This window comes from Flavobacterium sp. 22659 (genome assembly GCF_052044235.1).
GTDB classification, from domain to species: Bacteria; Bacteroidota; Bacteroidia; order Flavobacteriales; family Flavobacteriaceae; genus Flavobacterium; species Flavobacterium johnsoniae.
The window spans coordinates 1-17,322 of record NZ_JBQEMU010000022.1; the positions used below are offsets into that span (position 1 = coordinate 1).

General features: G+C 33.7%; 15 protein-coding genes and 1 pseudogene. 12 read left to right on the top strand and 4 right to left on the bottom strand.

All coding sequences use genetic code 11. The features are described 5' to 3' along the window. From ACTJIW_RS19015 to ACTJIW_RS19025, 3 genes are all read left to right on the top strand, one after another. Window positions 1–1,836: contractile injection system protein, VgrG/Pvc8 family (locus tag ACTJIW_RS19015; RefSeq protein ID WP_440718471.1), on the top strand; the 1,836-nt coding region annotated here is incomplete at its 5' end. Window positions 1,837–1,839: 3 nt separating this feature from the next. Next, on the top strand, window positions 1,840–3,129 hold the full coding sequence (locus ACTJIW_RS19020) for a hypothetical protein (RefSeq protein ID WP_440714418.1): 1,290 nt from the start codon (window positions 1,840–1,842) through the stop codon (window positions 3,127–3,129). Between the two features lie 835 nt (window positions 3,130–3,964). After that, window positions 3,965–4,777: a hypothetical protein gene (locus ACTJIW_RS19025; protein WP_440714417.1), complete on the top strand. Its 813-nt coding sequence runs from the start codon at window positions 3,965–3,967 to the stop codon at window positions 4,775–4,777. 294 nt (window positions 4,778–5,071) lie between these two features. Here ACTJIW_RS19025 and ACTJIW_RS19030 read toward each other — a convergent pair whose 3' ends face one another. The 4 genes from ACTJIW_RS19030 to ACTJIW_RS19045 form a co-directional block, all read right to left on the bottom strand. Then, on the bottom strand, window positions 5,072–5,386 hold the full coding sequence (locus tag ACTJIW_RS19030; protein WP_440714416.1) for a hypothetical protein: 315 nt from the start codon (window positions 5,384–5,386) through the stop codon (window positions 5,072–5,074). Further along, window positions 5,373–5,621, bottom strand: a complete 249-nt coding sequence (locus tag ACTJIW_RS19035; protein WP_440714415.1) for a hypothetical protein — start codon at window positions 5,619–5,621, stop codon at window positions 5,373–5,375. The genes ACTJIW_RS19030 and ACTJIW_RS19035 overlap by 14 nt, the downstream gene beginning before the upstream one ends. Before the next feature lie 222 nt (window positions 5,622–5,843). Beyond that, a complete protein-coding gene (gene yihA, locus ACTJIW_RS19040; RefSeq protein ID WP_012023876.1) occupies window positions 5,844–6,476 on the bottom strand; it encodes a ribosome biogenesis GTP-binding protein YihA/YsxC in 633 nt (210 codons plus the stop codon). Window positions 6,477–6,518: 42 nt separating this feature from the next. After that, on the bottom strand, window positions 6,519–7,283 hold the full coding sequence (locus ACTJIW_RS19045) for an alpha/beta fold hydrolase (RefSeq protein WP_012023877.1): 765 nt from the start codon (window positions 7,281–7,283) through the stop codon (window positions 6,519–6,521). 378 nt (window positions 7,284–7,661) lie between these two features. Here ACTJIW_RS19045 and ACTJIW_RS19050 point away from each other — a divergent pair, with 378 nt between their 5' ends. From ACTJIW_RS19050 to ACTJIW_RS19090, 9 genes and pseudogenes are all read left to right on the top strand, one after another. Further along, on the top strand, window positions 7,662–8,135 hold the full coding sequence (locus ACTJIW_RS19050; protein ID WP_044047617.1) for a division/cell wall cluster transcriptional repressor MraZ: 474 nt from the start codon (window positions 7,662–7,664) through the stop codon (window positions 8,133–8,135). Next, complete coding sequence (rsmH, locus tag ACTJIW_RS19055) at window positions 8,110–9,018, top strand: 16S rRNA (cytosine(1402)-N(4))-methyltransferase RsmH (RefSeq protein WP_012023879.1); 909 nt, start codon at window positions 8,110–8,112, stop codon at window positions 9,016–9,018. Before ACTJIW_RS19050 ends, rsmH begins: the two co-directional genes overlap by 26 nt. A gap of 20 nt (window positions 9,019–9,038) precedes the next feature. Then, on the top strand, window positions 9,039–9,386 hold the full coding sequence (locus ACTJIW_RS19060; RefSeq protein ID WP_012023880.1) for an FtsL-like putative cell division protein: 348 nt from the start codon (window positions 9,039–9,041) through the stop codon (window positions 9,384–9,386). Continuing rightward, the gene (locus ACTJIW_RS19065) at window positions 9,377–11,386 is read left to right on the top strand and encodes a penicillin-binding protein (protein WP_012023881.1); all 2,010 of its coding nucleotides are present in this window, start codon (window positions 9,377–9,379) and stop codon (window positions 11,384–11,386) included. The genes ACTJIW_RS19060 and ACTJIW_RS19065 overlap by 10 nt, the downstream gene beginning before the upstream one ends. Beyond that, window positions 11,383–12,846: a UDP-N-acetylmuramoyl-L-alanyl-D-glutamate--2,6-diaminopimelate ligase gene (locus tag ACTJIW_RS19070; RefSeq protein WP_012023882.1), complete on the top strand. Its 1,464-nt coding sequence runs from the start codon at window positions 11,383–11,385 to the stop codon at window positions 12,844–12,846. Before ACTJIW_RS19065 ends, ACTJIW_RS19070 begins: the two co-directional genes overlap by 4 nt. Before the next feature lie 78 nt (window positions 12,847–12,924). Then, window positions 12,925–14,157 carry a phospho-N-acetylmuramoyl-pentapeptide-transferase gene (gene mraY / locus ACTJIW_RS19075; protein ID WP_012023883.1) on the top strand — a complete coding sequence of 411 codons (1,233 nt, stop codon included), beginning with the start codon at window positions 12,925–12,927 and terminating at the stop codon, window positions 14,155–14,157. Beyond that, window positions 14,158–15,489 carry a UDP-N-acetylmuramoyl-L-alanine--D-glutamate ligase gene (gene murD, locus ACTJIW_RS19080; protein WP_073407775.1) on the top strand — a complete coding sequence of 444 codons (1,332 nt, stop codon included), beginning with the start codon at window positions 14,158–14,160 and terminating at the stop codon, window positions 15,487–15,489. A gap of 255 nt (window positions 15,490–15,744) precedes the next feature. Further along, window positions 15,745–15,927: pseudogene (locus ACTJIW_RS19085) on the top strand (four helix bundle protein); the annotation flags it as partial. 60 nt (window positions 15,928–15,987) lie between these two features. Further along, on the top strand, window positions 15,988–17,307 hold the full coding sequence (locus ACTJIW_RS19090) for an FtsW/RodA/SpoVE family cell cycle protein (RefSeq protein WP_149208391.1): 1,320 nt from the start codon (window positions 15,988–15,990) through the stop codon (window positions 17,305–17,307). Window positions 17,308–17,322 lie beyond the last annotated feature (15 nt).

Below are 17,322 nucleotides of genomic sequence, written 5' to 3' on the forward strand. Positions count from 1 at the left end.
ATTAAAGTAGGCGAAATCAGGATTACCAATTTCAATAAATTAAAGATATTTCAAACCATCCACGATCATCATACTTTTTCATTTGAAGTACGACAGGATTTATTAGTTGACGAGTTTAAAAGTGTGATGCCTTTTTCACAAAAACTGTACGGCGAGAAAATCAGCATCGAAATAAAACCTATAGACGGTCTGGAAGATCTCATGATTGGCGCAGACCTTAAACATTACACCATGCAGTTCTATGGTGTGGTAACCAAAGTAAAACTGAAGAAATCCCGTGTAAAAGATATAGAAGAAATTATCGTAATAAAAGGGAAAAGCTCCACGATAGCACTCGAAAACGGTCCCGAATGCAGTTCTTTTACCAATATGACCCTGAGCGATATTGTAACCAAAGTAAAATCAGGCTGTGATATTGATATGGATGTAAGACCATTTTATTTAGAAAACCTGCCTTATACGGTGCAGTATAACGAAAGTAATTTCTCTTTTCTAAACCGTCTGGCAAAAAGAAACGGACACTGGCTGTATTATAACGGACGCACCACTGTTTTTGGAAGCCCCGGCGGTGTGGGCGGACAGCCCCAGTTAGTTTACGGGGTAAACATGCAGGATTTTGATTATACCATTAAACTCATGCCGGCAATGTTTAAAGTAATAGAAAATGACAACCGAGACGGCAGTTACAGAACCGATGAAACCTTAAAATACAGAAGGGAAGCCGATGGTTTTCAGCAGAACTTTTTAAATAAGTCTAATGAGTTCTTTAATAAAGAAACCATAATACAGCTTAACCAGAATCCTGCCGGAGGATCTGCACGACGTTCCTCAGAAGAATATGCCAAAAACAAAATGCGTGCTATTTTAAGCCGTTTAACAGAAGTAAAAGCCTCCAGCGAAGTTCCGGGAATTACGATAGGAAACGAAGTCAGGATAGCGGGTGTCGACGTACAGCTGGAAAGCTCCTACCGCGTAACACAGATAACCCACATTTGCGACGACGGAGGCGGTTATGAAAATTATTTTACAGCCGTAAACTTTAACGGTTCTGTATTCTCTCCCCAGACCGATCCTGATTTAGTGCCGTTCTGCAGAAGCCAGACTGCTGTTGTAACGGGCAATGCGGACCCGGACGGACTCAGCGGCATACAGGTGCAGATGCCGTGGCAGGAAGCCAAAGGCGAAACCACTCCTTATATTCCCTTCGTGCAGAAATACGGAGGCGATGCCAGAGGAAACCATACGCTGCCGGAAATTGGCGATACAGTTTTTGTAGATTTTCAGGGCAATAATGCCGAACTGCCTATTGCAATAGGAACCATAACCAGCAGAAAAGAAAAAAGCGGTTTCAGCACACCAAATAATGATTTAAAGGTATTTAGAACCCGAAGCGGCAATAAGGCTATTCTTAATGATGAAACGGGCGATATTACCATTGAAAGCGAAAAAGGACAAGCTCTTGTTGTAGTATATGGTGACGGAAATATAAAACTAAAAGCACCTAAAAATATTGAACTGGAAGCTGGTGAAGATATTATTATAACAGCAGGAAAAAATATGAAAATTGATGCTGGCCAAAATATTTCTGAAACAGCGGGGGTCAATAAAACTTTAGGGGTCGGAGGAATAATGAATACAAAGGTTGACGGAGATAAAACACTTTATGTGGTTGGTGGATACCATGAACAAATTGACGGAGATTTTCATTCTCATACTGAAAAAGAAAGACAAGAAACAGCTTTAGAGGGTATTCAAAACAATACTGAGAAAGACATTCAAAAACATGCTAAAAATGATATCCAAAACAATAGTGGTGAAAATACTACCAATAATTAAATCATGAGGACAAGATTTGTAAAAGGTACGATCACAAAAACTACCGGTGGGAGTTATAAGATGTATAGTAATGGTAATATTATTAATAATGCAGGTGGATTTATTAGGGAAACTGCAGATAATCAAATTACATACGGAAATCCTGAAGATGCTCCAAAGAAAAAACTAATAAATTCTGCATTACTTTATGAAACAGACGGACACTATAGTACAGTATATTTAGTATGTTTAATGCTGGGGATGAATGAAGAAGATGCTGAAGAATTAGCAATTGCTACTGAAGCGCCAGACACTACAATTCATAGTGAAATAGATTTTGAATTAAACGACACTTGGGCGGATCCAGATTATCAAGGTCCTGTGCATTCTTTAACAGGAGGGTTTCATGGAATTGAAGAATTTATGACGGCAGTAAAAATTCTATGGTTAAAAATTAATGATAAAAATCGGGAAGATTGTATTCGTCAACTTGGAGAATTATTGCATAGGTTTGGTGATACCTATGCGCATACAAAATTAGATAATATCAAACCAAGTAATTTAACTGCTTATAATTTGCATTTAGGGGATGAAAACTTACCGAAAGCAATTGCCAGCTGGAAAGGTCAAGGAGGAAAATTATTGGCTAAAGATATAGAACCGTGGATTGTTAGAATTAACGAATTCACCAAAAAATATGGATATTCTTTTTTAACAAATGAAAATTATCAAAGAGAAGCTTTTAATGGAAAAACCTTAACCGAAGAATTTCAAGAAATCTATTTGCTTAAATCAACAGATAAATTTAAAATGTATGGCGGTGGATATTTTACAACAGAGCATCTAACTATAGATAGTGGTTATCCAGATATGATTTACATAAGACCTGACTGGTATTTAAACTATGTGAAGAATTTAGCATGGCTGCTTGCCCTAAAATTTAAATTAGATCTACAAAAATTTGACATAAGCGTTTTTGAAAGAATGACAAAATTTGCTGCAGAAAATAAATGTTCTTTAAAAGGAATAATTGATTATGAGATTGCTAAAAAAAGAGGAAAAAGAGAGTTTTTTATACCAGTTTTTTATTCTAGTCCTACAAGATTAGCAGCGTCAGGGGATTCTATTGCTTTTACAGATTATTTACAAAAAGCAAAAGAAGCTAAGGAATTTACAATTAAATATATGATGTACGAAGGAAACTATCCCATACCTTTTGATGGAGAAGAAATAACCAATTTATTAAATCTTAAATTCAGCATAAAAACTGAAAATTATTTTTACTATACTGACGCATATAAACTGAAATTTTAATGAAAAAAATAGCTTTAATTAGTTTTTTAATGTTTTTTGTACATTTTTTTATTCTGATTGTTCTTTTTACAAGATTAAACGCATACATTCCAAAACATTATGAAAGTAATGATAGAGGAATATTTACGTTAATTGCGTTCTATTTAACATTTTTGCTATATGCGCTGTCCGTTATTTTAGTTATAGTAGAAAAATTAATGAGAGTTAAATATAAATGGGGAATGTATTTTTTATTGTATTTGAATTGTTTGTCTGTATTTTGTATAAACGCGTTTTATCAATACCATTTATTTAATAATCCTAAATGTTTTGTAACATCTTCAATTGTTATTATTCTTATTTATTTATTATTTGAATTAATGGTTACTTTTTATGTGACAAAAATATTATATACAAAAAATAAATCTAATTAAAATTTTAATGAAAAAGCTTTTAATCTTTGGATTCTTAATATTCTTTATTCATTTTTTTTTATTTAGAGGATTATTTACCTCATTAGATTCTTACATACTTGAGAATACTTCTGGGAATCCTATATTAATAGCTCTAGAGTTTATAGTTACCACAATTATTTTGTTAATTGTTTTTATAATGGTATTTATAGAAAAAATCGTTGAAACAAGTCTAAAATATATATACATCTTTATACTATATCTACATTGCATATTTCATTTTTGTTGTGATGCATTTTATGAATATAATTTATTTAATGATTCAAAATCATTTAGCATTTCATCAATTATAATTATCTTGATTTATTTTATTTTCGAATTGTTTTTGACTTTTTTTATAGTTAACAAGCTTTATCAATCAAAAGATCACGAATAAATTTCTAATGAAAAAAATAATACTGCTATTGCTTCTATCATTTTTGTCGTGTGCAAAAAAAGACAGGATAAACCACTATTTGCCAAAGCCCGTAACGCCAAAAGAGTTGATGGATAATGGTTTTTACAGATATAACTACAAAATGAAAATAATATTATTACTATTAATATCACTACTACTGTTTAATTCATGTCAGAAAATTGATAGAATCAACCATTATACAAATGAACTTGTAACTCAAAAAGAATTAGCTGACAATGGATTCTATAAATATTCAATGACAGGATTGGAAGGAATTGTTAATGAGAAGCATACTTTAAAAGATGGAGATCCTGTAGTTCCATCAAAATTTACAAAATTCATTATGGTTGTTTATACTAATATTGCCCCAACAAATAATGATAAACGACCTATTCCTGTTTTTAAAGATAGCAATGCAATAAAAGGAAAAATTATTACCTATTTTTTTAAAAATGATATTTTAGAATTCAAAAGTATAATTAGCCCTATTGACAATAACAATCAACAAAAGGGATTGTTTAAAACAAAAAAGGATATTGAGCAATATTATAAAGAATTAAAAATTCCTATTAAAGAAATACCTCTTGAAAAATTACGCAATCATAACGACAGTATTGGTTTAAGATCAAGGTTTATAATAAATAATTATGAGTCGTACTTCTATTTATCGGATAGGAACGAAATGACAACATATTATATAAAAGATAAAAAAGGAAATGAAGATATGCTTGTTTGGGATTTTATAATGAAAATTCCCCTTATATATATGTTGAATAGGATAATACTTTTTATAATTTGATATGGCGTTTTTGAAAGAATGACAAAATTTGTTGCAGAAAATAAATGTTCTCTAAAAGGAATAATTGATTATGAGATTGCTAAAAAAAAGAGAAAAAAGAGAGTTTTATATACCAGTTTTTTATTCTAGTCCTAAAAGACCTTTAGCAAGTGGAGACTCAACTTATGTTATAAATTATCTAAAGAAGGTAAAGAAAGTAAGGAATTTACTGTTAAATATATGACGTATGAAGGAAACTATTCTATATCTATTGGTGGAGAAGAGACAACCAATTAAAAGAATTTTTTTATAATCCTATTTAATAGATCTTTTCTTTAAATCTTTAAAAATCTTTTTTAAAGCTCCTGTCATTAAAGCATTTGAATTTTTGTAAAAAACAACATTGTCAGCAAGTTTGCTTGATTTTTCTGTTTCCCACATTGATTTTGTATTGGCTTTATTAGTGATGCCTATAACGTTTTGCGAATAAATAATTTGCTGTAAATTCAAATCGTATATTTCCAGAATTACTGAAGCTTCATTTTTTCCTGAACTGTAGTCGTCCGGGTAAAGTTCTACAGATGATAAGTCGCTTTTATTTTTTTTGGTAGAAATATTAAAAAAAATCAAAGCCTGTTCCGTCTTTAAGTTCCTTTATTTTGACACTGTTGGGGTTTAAATTAATCTTTCGGGTAACAAGCAGTCCTTTTACGTCATGAATATAAAATATACGATCTCCTAAGTTCTTTTTAAAAAAAGTCAGAGACTCTTCGGTTAACTTGTCTTTTGAATTTTTGGGACAATCTAATTCATTTAGCAGCCATTTTCCAGATGTAAAATCAACTCCGGTTCTCTGCCCGATCATAAACATATAATGTGGCGATTGGCAGGATGAAAAAATAAAAAGAAAAACAAAGCCGAATACTAAATACATTGATTTAAAATTATCCATACGCCATAATTGATTTGCTTCAAATATAGTTTTAAATATATAGTTTTAAGATTTTTCTTTGAAAAAAATGAAAATCCCAAATTCCAATTGCTTGAATCAGAATTTGGGATTTTTTTATTATTGGAATTTAACTTCTTAAATCGAATTTAAAAAACCGCTGTTGTTTTTAAAAACCTCTTGGTTTACTTCATCTATATAGGTCAAAAGTTCATCTTTTCCAATAGATTCTGTTGATGAGGTTACAAAATACTGAGGCATTTCTGCCCAGTTGTTGGCATACATCTGTTTGCGGTAAGCCGCAATATGCGAATCGATTTTTCCTTTACTAATTTTGTCTGCTTTGGTAAAAATAATGCAGAACGGAATTTCACTTTCACCCATATACGACATAAATTCAATGTCTATTTTTTGGGCTTCATGGCGAATATCAATCAAAACAAAAGCGCAGACTAACTGTTCTCTGTTTTCAAAATAATCAGTAATAAACTGCTGGAAAATTGATTTCGTTTTTTTTGAAACTTTAGCATATCCATAACCGGGCAAATCGACCAAAAACCAATTATTATTGATTTTGAAATGGTTTATAAGCTGGGTTTTTCCAGGTTTTCCAGATGTTTTTGCTAAGTTTTTATGGTTGGTAATCATGTTTATCAACGATGATTTACCAACATTTGATCGGCCTATAAATGCGTATTCCGGCAAAAAATCTTTCGGGCATTTTGCTGCATCAGAATTACTGACAATAAATTCGGCGGTATTAATTTTCATGTTTTTTGGTTTTAAAACCTCCTTTAAATCGAAATTTAGATGCTATAAATTCTTTTCGGTAAGCCATTTCTCAAGAATTTCATTAAATTCCTGAGGATGCTCCATCATAGCAGCGTGTCCACATTTGTCAATCCAGTACAAACTTGAATTAGGCAATAATTTGTCAAATTCTTCAGCAACATTTGGAGGTGTTACTGAGTCATTTTTACCCCAAATGATGCAGGTGTCAACTGTCATTTTTGGTAAATCTTTGGCCATATTATGACGAATTGCGCTCTTGGCAATTGTTAAAGTTTTAATCAGTTTTATGCGGTCATTGGCGGTCGCATATACTTCATCAATAAGCTCCGGAGTTGCAATTTTTGGATCATAAAATACATCTTCAGCTTTCTTTTTAATGTATTCATAATCGCCTCTTCTAGGGTAACTGTCTCCCATTGCGCTTTCATAAAGTCCTGAACTTCCTGTAATTACAAGTCCGGCAACTTTTTCAGGATAAAGCTTTGTATGATACAAGGCAATATGCCCTCCTAGAGAATTTCCAAGAAGAATTACTTTGTCGAAACCTTTAAAAGTGATGAAATCTTTAACGTATTTAGCAAAACTTTTTACGTTCGTTTTTAAAATGCTTTGTGTGTATATTGGCAAATCCGGAATAACAACTTTATATCCTTTCGTTGGGAAATATTGTGCTACACCATCAAAGTTACTTAGACCTCCCATTAACCCATGCAAAATAACGATAGGGGTTCCTTCTCCTGCTTCAAAATAGCTGTATTTGCCTTCTTTTTTATAGTGTTTGTCCATCTAATCTAATGCCAATTTCAATTTCGACAAATATAGGGTTAAATAAATAAAAATGGATTTTTGCTGCCATTTTTTAACTACATAATTTTAGTAGAACTTATAACTGTTTAAAAATCAGCTTTTAAAACAGTTTTGCGAATATTATGTAAATGTTAAATTCATTGCATTATAATTAATTTTTTAAGAGAAATGCTACTTAATTTTTTTAATTGTTAAAAGAATCATTCTGCAGGCTGATTAATATCTAAAGTGTTGATTGATCAATGTTTATGTAAAGTGGTAGTAAATGGCTTAAACTTATCAACAAAGTGGTAGTAAGTGGTAATATGTGGTAAAATTTTTTATATTTTTGCTGTATAACATGTTAAGTAGTTTTTCTTGAATACAATTGTAGGGACATATGAGTGTAAAGTCGATGCAAAAGGGAGGTTAATGATACCTGCGCCTTTAAAAAAGCAATTGGCTTCGTCACTTCAGGACGGTTTTGTCTTGAAGCGCTCGGTGTTTCAGCAGTGTTTAGAATTGTATCCAATGGATGAATGGAATTTGATGATGGCGAAAATTAACAAGTTGAATCGTTTTGTAAAAAAGAACAATGATTTCATTCGAAGATTTACTGCTGGTGTTAAAGTGGTAGAAATTGATGCATTGGGAAGATTGTTAGTGCCAAAAGATTTGGTGACATTTTCAGGTATTTCTAAAGATGTGGTTTTTTCATCTGCGGTTAATATTGTGGAAATTTGGGATAAAGATTTATACGAAAAATCAATAAGCGGCGAAGATATGGATTTTGCCGATTTAGCCGAGGAAGTAATGGGAAATATTAATGACGACGACAATGGAATATCATAATCCGGTTTTACTTCATCCAACGGTTGATGGTTTAGATATTAAGCCAGACGGCATTTATGTAGATGTAACGTTTGGCGGCGGCGGGCACTCAAAAGAAATTTTGAGACGTTTAGGGCCAAACGGAAAATTGTTTGCTTTTGATCAGGATGAAGATGCGCTGGCAAATGCGCTGCCTGATGAGAGGTTTACCTTAATTAATGAGAATTTTAGATTTATAAAAAGATTTCTTCGTTTTCATGGAATAAAAGCAGTAGATGGGATCTTGGCAGATTTAGGAGTTTCATCACATCAGTTCGATGTTCCGGAGAGAGGTTTTTCAACAAGATTCGATGCTGAGCTGGATATGCGGATGAGTCAAAAAAATGACTTAAATGCTTACCGGGTGGTAAATGAATATGAAGAACAGGATTTACGTCGTGTTTTTTTTGATTATGGGGAATTGAAAAATGCACCAGTGCTGGCAAGAACAATTGTAGAAGCCAGACATCATAGACCAATAAAAACGACCGATGAATTAAAAGAAGTTTTGAAAAAATATTTACCGGAGAAAGTTCGAAATAAAATATTGGCTCAAATCTATCAGGCGATTCGAATCGAGGTAAATCAGGAAATGGATGTTTTAAAAGAATTTATAGAGCAGTCTCTTGAAATTTTAAAACCGGGCGGAAGATTCTCTGTAATCTCATACCACTCTTTAGAAGACAGACTGGTAAAAAGATTTATTAAAAACGGAATGTTTGAAGGAGAGCCAGAGAGAGATTTTTACGGAAACTTCTCGGTGCCGTTTAAAACAATAGGAAAACTGATTGTTCCGGATGATGAGGAAATCAAAATTAACAATAGAGCAAGAAGTGCAAAATTGAGAATTGCCGAAAAGATATAATACATATATATAGGTAGAAAATGAAAAGTGGAGTATTCAGCATATTAAAAGCAAGATTTCTAATAAACGACGATGCCGTAAAAAACTGGCGTTTCATTGTTTTTATAATTCTGCTTGCGATTCTGATGATTGCAAATACACAACGATACGAGCAAAAGGTTTTTGAAATAGCAAAACTAAACAATGAAGTAAAAGAACTAAGATCAGAATTTGTAGATCGACGTTCAGAATTAATGAAGCTGAAAATGGAGTCGACGATATCAGATAAAATGCTCGAAAAGCAGATTTTTCCATCAACGGTGCCTCCTGTAAAAATAGAAGTTAAAAAAGAAGAAGAAAAAAGTTTCTTTAAAAGAATATGGCAGTAGACGATAAACATATATCCTACAGAATTTACCTCGTAGCAGTTTTCATCTTTTTGATGGCAATTGCTATTGTCGTTAAATTAACCAATATTCAATGGGTTGAAGGAGATTATTACAGAAAACTGGCGAAACAGCGTACAGTAAGAAATTTTGTAATTCCGGCAAATAAAGGAAATATTTATTCTGCCGACGGAAGTTTACTGGCAACATCAATTCCAAATTATGAAATTCGTTTTGATGCAAAAGCGCCAAAAACAGAAACTTTTGAGAAATATGTAAAACAATTGTCAGATTCTCTGGAAACTGTTTTAGACAGACCATCAGGTTATTACGAAAAAGAATTAAGAAAAGCGAGAGCCAATAAAAACCGTTATTATTTAATTGCCCGCAACCTAAGTTATACCGAATATGTGAAAATTAAAGGATTTCCATTATTCAATTTAGGTGCTTTTAAAGGCGGAATTATCGTAGAGCAGGAAACCGTTAGAAAACATCCGATAGGTAAAATTGCCGAAAGAACAATTGGTTATGACCGAATTGACCCGGCAACCGGAGTTGAAGTTGGAAAAGGAATCGAATGGGCTTTTAAAAACTATCTAAACGGAAAAGACGGAAAAATTCTAAAACAAAAAATTGCAAAAGGACAGTGGAAACCGATTCGTGATGTAAATGAAGTAGATCCAATTGACGGCTACGATGTAATTTCGACTATAGATGTTTTTATTCAGGATATTGCACATCACGCTTTATTAAAACAATTAGAAGATTACGAAGCAGATCACGGTTGTGTTGTGGTTATGGAAACACAAACAGGTCATGTAAAAGCAATTTCAAATTTAGGAAGAGCAGAAGACGGATCGTATTACGAAACAACAAATTATGCTATTGCTGAATCTCAGGAACCCGGATCGACTTTTAAACTAGTTGATTTAATGGCGATTTTAGAAGATAAAGTGGCAGATACAAGTAAGGTTTATGATAGTCAGGGTGGTGTAGTTAAATATTATGGAAAATCAGTCCGCGATTCGCATCATGGCGGTTATGGAAAAGTTTCATTAGCCCGCGGATTTGAGCTTTCGTCAAACACCGTAATGGTTCAGGCTGTTTATGAAAATTACAAAAATAATCCATCGAAGTTTGTAAATCATATCAAAAGCTGGGGATTAAATAAAACTTTGGGCTTGCATTTTAAAGGAGAAGGAAGACCTTATATTCCGCAGCCGGGAGACAAACATTGGTCAGGAACTACACTTCCGTGGATGGCTTTTGGATATAATGTTTCGGTTACACCAATGCAGACACTGGCATTTTACAATTCAGTTGCAAATGATGGTGTAATGGTTAAACCGCAGTTTGTATCTGAAATTAAAGAATGGAATAAAACGATTAAAAAGTTTGATGTCGAAGTAATAAACCCAAGAGTCTGCTCGCCTGAGACTTTGAAGAAAGTAAGAGCGGTTTTGCAAAATGTGGTTAAAAAAGGAACGGGTTCTAAACTGTATTCGAAAGATTTTTCAATGGCAGGAAAAACAGGAACAGCTCAGGTTAATTACGGCGGGAAAGAAGGAAAATCAGCATTGTATTATGCGTCTTCTTTCGTTGGATATTTTCCGGCAGATCATCCAAAATATTCTTGTATTGTAGTGGTTCACAAACCCAATACTGCTAGAAATAATTATTATGGAGCAGACGTTGCAGGACCGGTTTTTAAAAGAATCGCTCAAAAAATATTTACAGATGCGCCATCAACCAATAAAATAAAACAACTGGATTCTAAGATTGCAAAACAGGAAGTCAGTTATGAAAAATATGAAAAGGAGGCTAATAAAAAATTAAGCCAGATTCCTGATTTAAAAGGAATGCCGGGAATGGATGCGATTGCTTTGCTGGAAAATTTAGGTTTGAAAGTAAAAGTAAATGGAATGGGGAAAGTAAAAAATCAATCGATTCAAGCTGGAACCAGTATTAGCAAAAACACAACAATTGTATTAGAATTATCGTGAAAGTATTAAAAGACATATTATATAAAGTAACTATTGAATCTGTAACAGGTTCAACAGATATTGATATTCAGAAAATCGAATTTGATTCACGCAAAGTAGAATCAAATGATGTTTTTGTGGCAATTCGCGGTTCACTTTCTGATGGACACGATTATATTGAAAAAGCAATTCAGTTAGGTGCAAAAGCTATTATCTGCGACAAACTTCCTGAAAATATTCAGAAAGACGTTACTTATATTCAGGTCAAAGATACCAATACAGCTTTGGCTTTTATGGCAGCTAATTATTTTGGAGATCCATCTGCAAAACTAAAATTAGTCGGCGTAACAGGTACAAACGGAAAAACGACAATTGCATCATTATTGTTTCAGCTGTTTGAAAAAGCAGGCTTTAAAGTCGGCTTATTATCAACAGTAAAAATTGTAGTTGATAAAACAGAATATCCGGCGACACACACAACACCAGATTCTTTAACCATAAATCATTATTTAAATGAAATGGCTGAAGCTGGAGTTACGCACTGTTTTATGGAAGTAAGTTCACACGGAATCCACCAAAAACGTACTGAAGCTTTGCATTTTGTGGGCGGAATTTTCACGAATCTTTCGCATGATCACTTAGATTATCACCCAACGTTTGCTGAATATAGAGACGTAAAAAAATCATTTTTTGATTCTCTGCCAAAAACTGCTTTTGTATTATCAAACATTGATGATAAAAATGGTTCAGTAATGCTGCAAAATACTGCTGCTAAAAAACTGACTTACGCTTTGAAATCTTATGCAGATTACAGAGCTCAGATTTTAGAAAGCCAGTTGTCCGGATTATTACTGAAAGTTAATGATAATGAAGTTTGGGTAAAACTAATTGGGACTTTCAACGCTTACAATGTTTTAGCTATTTATGGTACTGCAGTAGAGCTTGGAATTGATAGTTTAGAAGCGTTGCGTTTATTGTCTGATTTAGAAAGTGTTTCGGGGCGTTTTCAGTATATCGTTTCAGATAACGGAATTACAGCTGTTGTAGATTATGCACATACGCCGGATGCATTAGAAAATGTTCTAAAGACGATAAATGATATCCGTACTAAAAACGAACAATTGATTACAGTTGTGGGATGCGGCGGAAATCGTGATAAAACAAAAAGACCAATTATGGCAAAAATTGCGACAGATCTTAGTGATAAAGCAATTTTAACATCAGACAACCCAAGAAACGAAGATCCCGAAGTGATTTTGGATGAAATGGAACAAGGTGTTGAAGGTCATAATTATAAAAAAGTACTGAGAATTACCGACAGAAAACAAGCTATTAAAACAGCTTGCCAATTAGCTCAGTCAAAAGATATCATTTTAATTGCCGGTAAAGGACACGAGACTTATCAGGAAATAAATGGGGTTCGCCATCATTTTGATGATATGGAGACAGTAAAAGAAATTTTAGAACAACTGAATAAATAATAAAAGATTTTAAGTTCAAATACCACCACACAATTGGAATTTGGAATTTCAAAATTGGAATTTAAAAAATAGAGAAATATGCTGTACTATTTATTTGAATATTTTGACAAAACACTAGATGTGCCTGGAACAGGAGTTTTCCAGTACATTACTTTTAGATCGGCTTTAGCATTCATGCTTTCATTGCTTTTGTCAACTATTTATGGTAAAAGGGTGATTAACTTTTTGCGTCGTCAGCAAGTGGGAGAAACTGTACGTGAATTGGGTCTTGCGGGTCAAAACGAAAAAGCAGGTACACCTACAATGGGAGGATTAATTATCATTTTTGCCACATTGGTTCCGGTTTTCTTATTTGCCAGACTGCACAACATTTATATCGTGTTGCTTATTGTAACTACTTTGTGGATGGGAACTATTGGTTTTGTTGACGATTATATCAAAATATTTAAAAAAGATAAACAAGGATTAAAAGGAATTTTTAAAGTTATTGGTCAGGTTGGTCTTGGAATTATTGTTGGTGCAGTTTTGTATTTTAATCCTGCCGTTACAGTAAGAACAGATACAGGAAAAACAGATGTTTTTAAAACTGCAGCAAATACAACAGTTGTACTGCCTGCTCCGGTTGAGGAAAAATCTACAGCAACAACAATTCCTTTCGTAAAAAACAACGAATTTGATTATGCAGAAGTTCTTTCTTTTATGGGAGACGGATACGAAAAATGGGCTTGGTTAGTATTTATTCCGGTAGTGATTTTCATAATCACAGCGGTTTCCAATGGAGCTAATTTAACAGACGGAATCGATGGTCTTGCCGCCGGAACCTCCGCAGTTTCAGTCCTTGCGCTCGGAATATTTACATTCGTTTCAGGAAATATCATTTTTTCAAATTATCTGAATATCATGTACATCCCCAATTCGGGAGAAATGACCGTCTTTATTTCGGCATTTGTTGGAGCATTGATTGGATTTCTTTGGTACAATTCATTTCCCGCATCCGTATTTATGGGAGATACAGGAAGTTTAACAATTGGAGGAATCATTGCCGTATTAGCCATTGCAGTTCGTAAAGAAATATTGATTGTTTTATTCTGCGGAATTTTCCTTGCCGAAAGTGCTTCAGTAATTATTCAGGTAACCTATTTTAAATATACAAAAAAGCGTTTTGGCGAAGGCCGAAGAATTTTTCTGATGTCACCGCTGCATCATCATTACCAGAAAAAAGGATACCACGAAAGTAAAATCGTAACCCGTTTCTGGATTGTTGCCGTAATGTTAGCCATATTATCAATCGTTACTTTAAAACTAAGATAGATGAGATTAGTGGTATTAGGTGGAGGAGAAAGCGGGGTTGGAACTGCTATTCTCGGGAAGAAAAAGGGATACGATGTTTTTGTGTCGGATTTTGGAAAGATAAAAGAGAGTTATAAAGAAGTTCTTATCATTAATAAGATTGACTGGGAAGAAGAACAGCATACCGAAGATTTGATTTTGAATGCTGATGTGGTGATGAAAAGTCCCGGAATTCCGGATAAATCTCCGATAATAAAAAAACTGGTTGCCGCGGGAGTAAAAGTGATTTCGGAAATAGAATTTGCAAAACCTTTTACAGAAGCATTAACAATAGGAATTACCGGAAGTAATGGTAAAACGACAACCACAATGCTTACGCATCATTTACTAAAATCGGCCGGACTCAATGTAGGTTTGGGAGGAAATATAGGAAAGAGTTTTGCCTGGCAGGTAGCCGAAAATAAATACGACGCATACGTTCTTGAATTAAGCAGTTTTCAGTTAGACGGAATAATAGATTACCGGCCGGATATCGCCATAATAACCAATATCAGTCCGGATCATTTAGATCGATACGAATATAAATATGAAAATTATATTAATTCGAAATTCCGAATAACGATGAACCAAACCGAAAGTGATTATCTCATTTACGATGCAGACGATGAGGCAAGCACAGAATGGTTAAAAAACAACAAAACAAAAGCAAAATTAATTCCTTTTTCATTGACCAAAACATTCGATGAAGGGGCTTCTATAAATAACAACAAAATGGAAATAAAGATCAACCAAGAAGAGTTTACAATGGAAACAGAACACATTGCGTTAGAAGGAAAACATAATATGAAAAACGCAATGGCAGCAAGCTCTGTAGCAAAATTGATGCAAATTAGAAATGCAACGATTCGTGAAAGTTTATCTAATTTTCAAGGTGTTGAACACCGTTTAGAAAAAGTATTAAAAATTCAGAATGTACAATATATCAACGATTCAAAAGCAACAAATGTAAACGCTACTTTCTTTGCTTTAGACAGTATGAATGTTCCAACGGTTTGGATTGTAGGTGGGGTTGATAAAGGAAACGATTACAACGAATTAATGCCATTAGTTCGCGAAAAAGTAAAAGCAATTATCTGCCTAGGAATCGACAACCGTAAAATTATTGACGCTTTTGGAGCTGTAGTAGATATTATGGTTGAAGTAAATAACATGAATGATGCAGTAAAAACTGCTCAAAGATTAACAGAAAAAGGTGATGCTGTTTTATTGTCTCCAGCCTGCGCGAGTTTCGATTTATTCGAAAACTACGAAGACAGAGGGAAGCAATTCAAGCAAGCTGTACACAATCTATAATTTTAGATTTTAGATTTTAGATTTTAGATTGGTCTAAACTTTGAAATTGTAGGTTATAAATATTTAAGTTCTTTTTGATTATGACGACGGATGAAATGAAATTGAGAACAAAAAAGTTCTCTTTAATGATAATTGAGCTGGCTGAGAAAATGCCAAATACGAATGTGATTAGATCAATTACTAATCAAATAGTTAAGCGGAACATCTGTTGGAGCAAATTATAGAGCTGTATGCAGAGCCAGAAGTGATAGAGAGTTTGCAGCTAAAATGAATATTGTTTTAGAAGAAGCAGATGAAACTTTATTCTGGTTAGAAATTATAAAAGAAAAAATGTGGATTGCAAAATCTGAATTAGAAATAATCTGGAAAGAAGGAAATGAACTGACTGCCATTTTTGTAAGCAGTTTAAAAACAGTAAATAAAAGAATCAATAAATAAGGAAAACGAAGTTTTTAGAAAATAATCTAAAATCTAAACTCAGAAATCTAAAATCTACAAATGAAGGAGCTGGTTAACAAACTAAAAGGAGATAGAGTAATATGGTCATTCGTGGCCTTATTGGCGTTGTTTTCGTTTATGCCTGTTTTTAGTGCGAGCAGTAACCTGGCGTATATAGGTCACGGAACCGGGAACACATTGGGGTATTTAGTAAAACACTTAGCTCACGTCTGCATCGGTTTTTTAATTATTTACTGGGTTCACAAAGTGCCGTACCATTATTTCAGGGCAATTTCAAAAATTGCACTTCCTGTAGTGTGGCTCTTGCTATTGTACACTTTGTTGAAAGGAACTGTAATTGCAGGAGCAAATGCAAGTCGTTGGATTCAGGTACCGTTCATTGGAATTACGTTTCAGACATCAACATTAGCGGCAAGCGTATTGTTTATTTATGTAGCACGCTATTTGTCAAAAACCAAAGAAGAAAATGAGCCGTTTCAAACCTCATTTATTCAGCTTTGGATTCCGGTATTTATTACACTGGCATTAATATTACCAGCCAACTTTTCGACCACAGCGTTGATTTTTGCAATGGTAATGATGCTTACGTTTATTGGTAAATATCCGTTAAAATATATTGCTTTTATTATTGGGTCAGGAATTGCGATGTTAGCATTTTTCCTTTTAGTGGCAAAAGCATTCCCAGAATCAAGGTTTTTCAGCAGGGTTTCAACATGGGAAAGTCGTATCATGAACTTTACGACAGATAAGCCCGATGAAGATGATTATCAGATTGAAAAGGCAAAAATTGCAATCGCATCAGGAAAATTAGGAGGATTAGGACCTGGAAAAAGCGTTCAAAAGAACTTTTTACCGCAATCTTCTTCTGATTTTATTTACGCCATTGTAGTAGAAGAATATGGTTTAGTAGGCGGTGTTTCAATATTAGTTCTGTATTTATTGTTATTGTTCCGATTTGTGATTGCATCGCATAAAGCCAATACCTTGTTCGGAAAATTAGTTGTCGTCGGCCTCGGATTTCCGATGATATTTCAGGCCATGATTAATATGGCCGTTGCAGTAGAATTACTGCCCGTAACAGGGCAAACGCTTCCGCTAATAAGTTCCGGAGGTAGTTCGATCTGGATGACCTGTTTCTCTCTCGGAATTATTATTAGTGTAACCAAGAAAGAAGAAGAAATTGCCGAAGAACAAGAAGAAAAAGCAAGAAGAAAAGAAGCGCTTCAAAGATTGATAGATAAGGAACTGGCCGAAGATGATTTGCCGGTTGATGAAAAAGAAGAGATTTACGAAGAAGAAGCGATGTATTCCATCGAAGATAATTCAAGAAATCCAATGAATGCAGTTTTAAATAAATAAAAGGAGTAGAATAGT

What these genes read in the sequence shown, in the direction of transcription:
- ACTJIW_RS19020 (WP_440714418.1), top strand. Translation starts at nt 1,840, where the DNA reads ATGAGGACAAGATTTGTAAAAGGTACGATCACAAAAACTACCGGTGGG.
- ACTJIW_RS19025 (WP_440714417.1), top strand. Translation starts at nt 3,965, where the DNA reads ATGAAAAAAATAATACTGCTATTGCTTCTATCATTTTTGTCGTGTGCA.
- ACTJIW_RS19035 (WP_440714415.1), bottom strand. Translation starts at nt 5,621, where the DNA reads ATGATCGGGCAGAGAACCGGAGTTGATTTTACATCTGGAAAATGGCTG.
- yihA (WP_012023876.1), bottom strand. Translation starts at nt 6,476, where the DNA reads ATGAAAATTAATACCGCCGAATTTATTGTCAGTAATTCTGATGCAGCA.
- ACTJIW_RS19045 (WP_012023877.1), bottom strand. Translation starts at nt 7,283, where the DNA reads ATGGACAAACACTATAAAAAAGAAGGCAAATACAGCTATTTTGAAGCA.
- rsmH (WP_012023879.1), top strand. Translation starts at nt 8,110, where the DNA reads ATGACGACGACAATGGAATATCATAATCCGGTTTTACTTCATCCAACG.
- ACTJIW_RS19060 (WP_012023880.1), top strand. Translation starts at nt 9,039, where the DNA reads ATGAAAAGTGGAGTATTCAGCATATTAAAAGCAAGATTTCTAATAAAC.
- ACTJIW_RS19065 (WP_012023881.1), top strand. Translation starts at nt 9,377, where the DNA reads ATGGCAGTAGACGATAAACATATATCCTACAGAATTTACCTCGTAGCA.
- mraY (WP_012023883.1), top strand. Translation starts at nt 12,925, where the DNA reads ATGCTGTACTATTTATTTGAATATTTTGACAAAACACTAGATGTGCCT.
- murD (WP_073407775.1), top strand. Translation starts at nt 14,158, where the DNA reads ATGAGATTAGTGGTATTAGGTGGAGGAGAAAGCGGGGTTGGAACTGCT.
- ACTJIW_RS19090 (WP_149208391.1), top strand. Translation starts at nt 15,988, where the DNA reads ATGAAGGAGCTGGTTAACAAACTAAAAGGAGATAGAGTAATATGGTCA.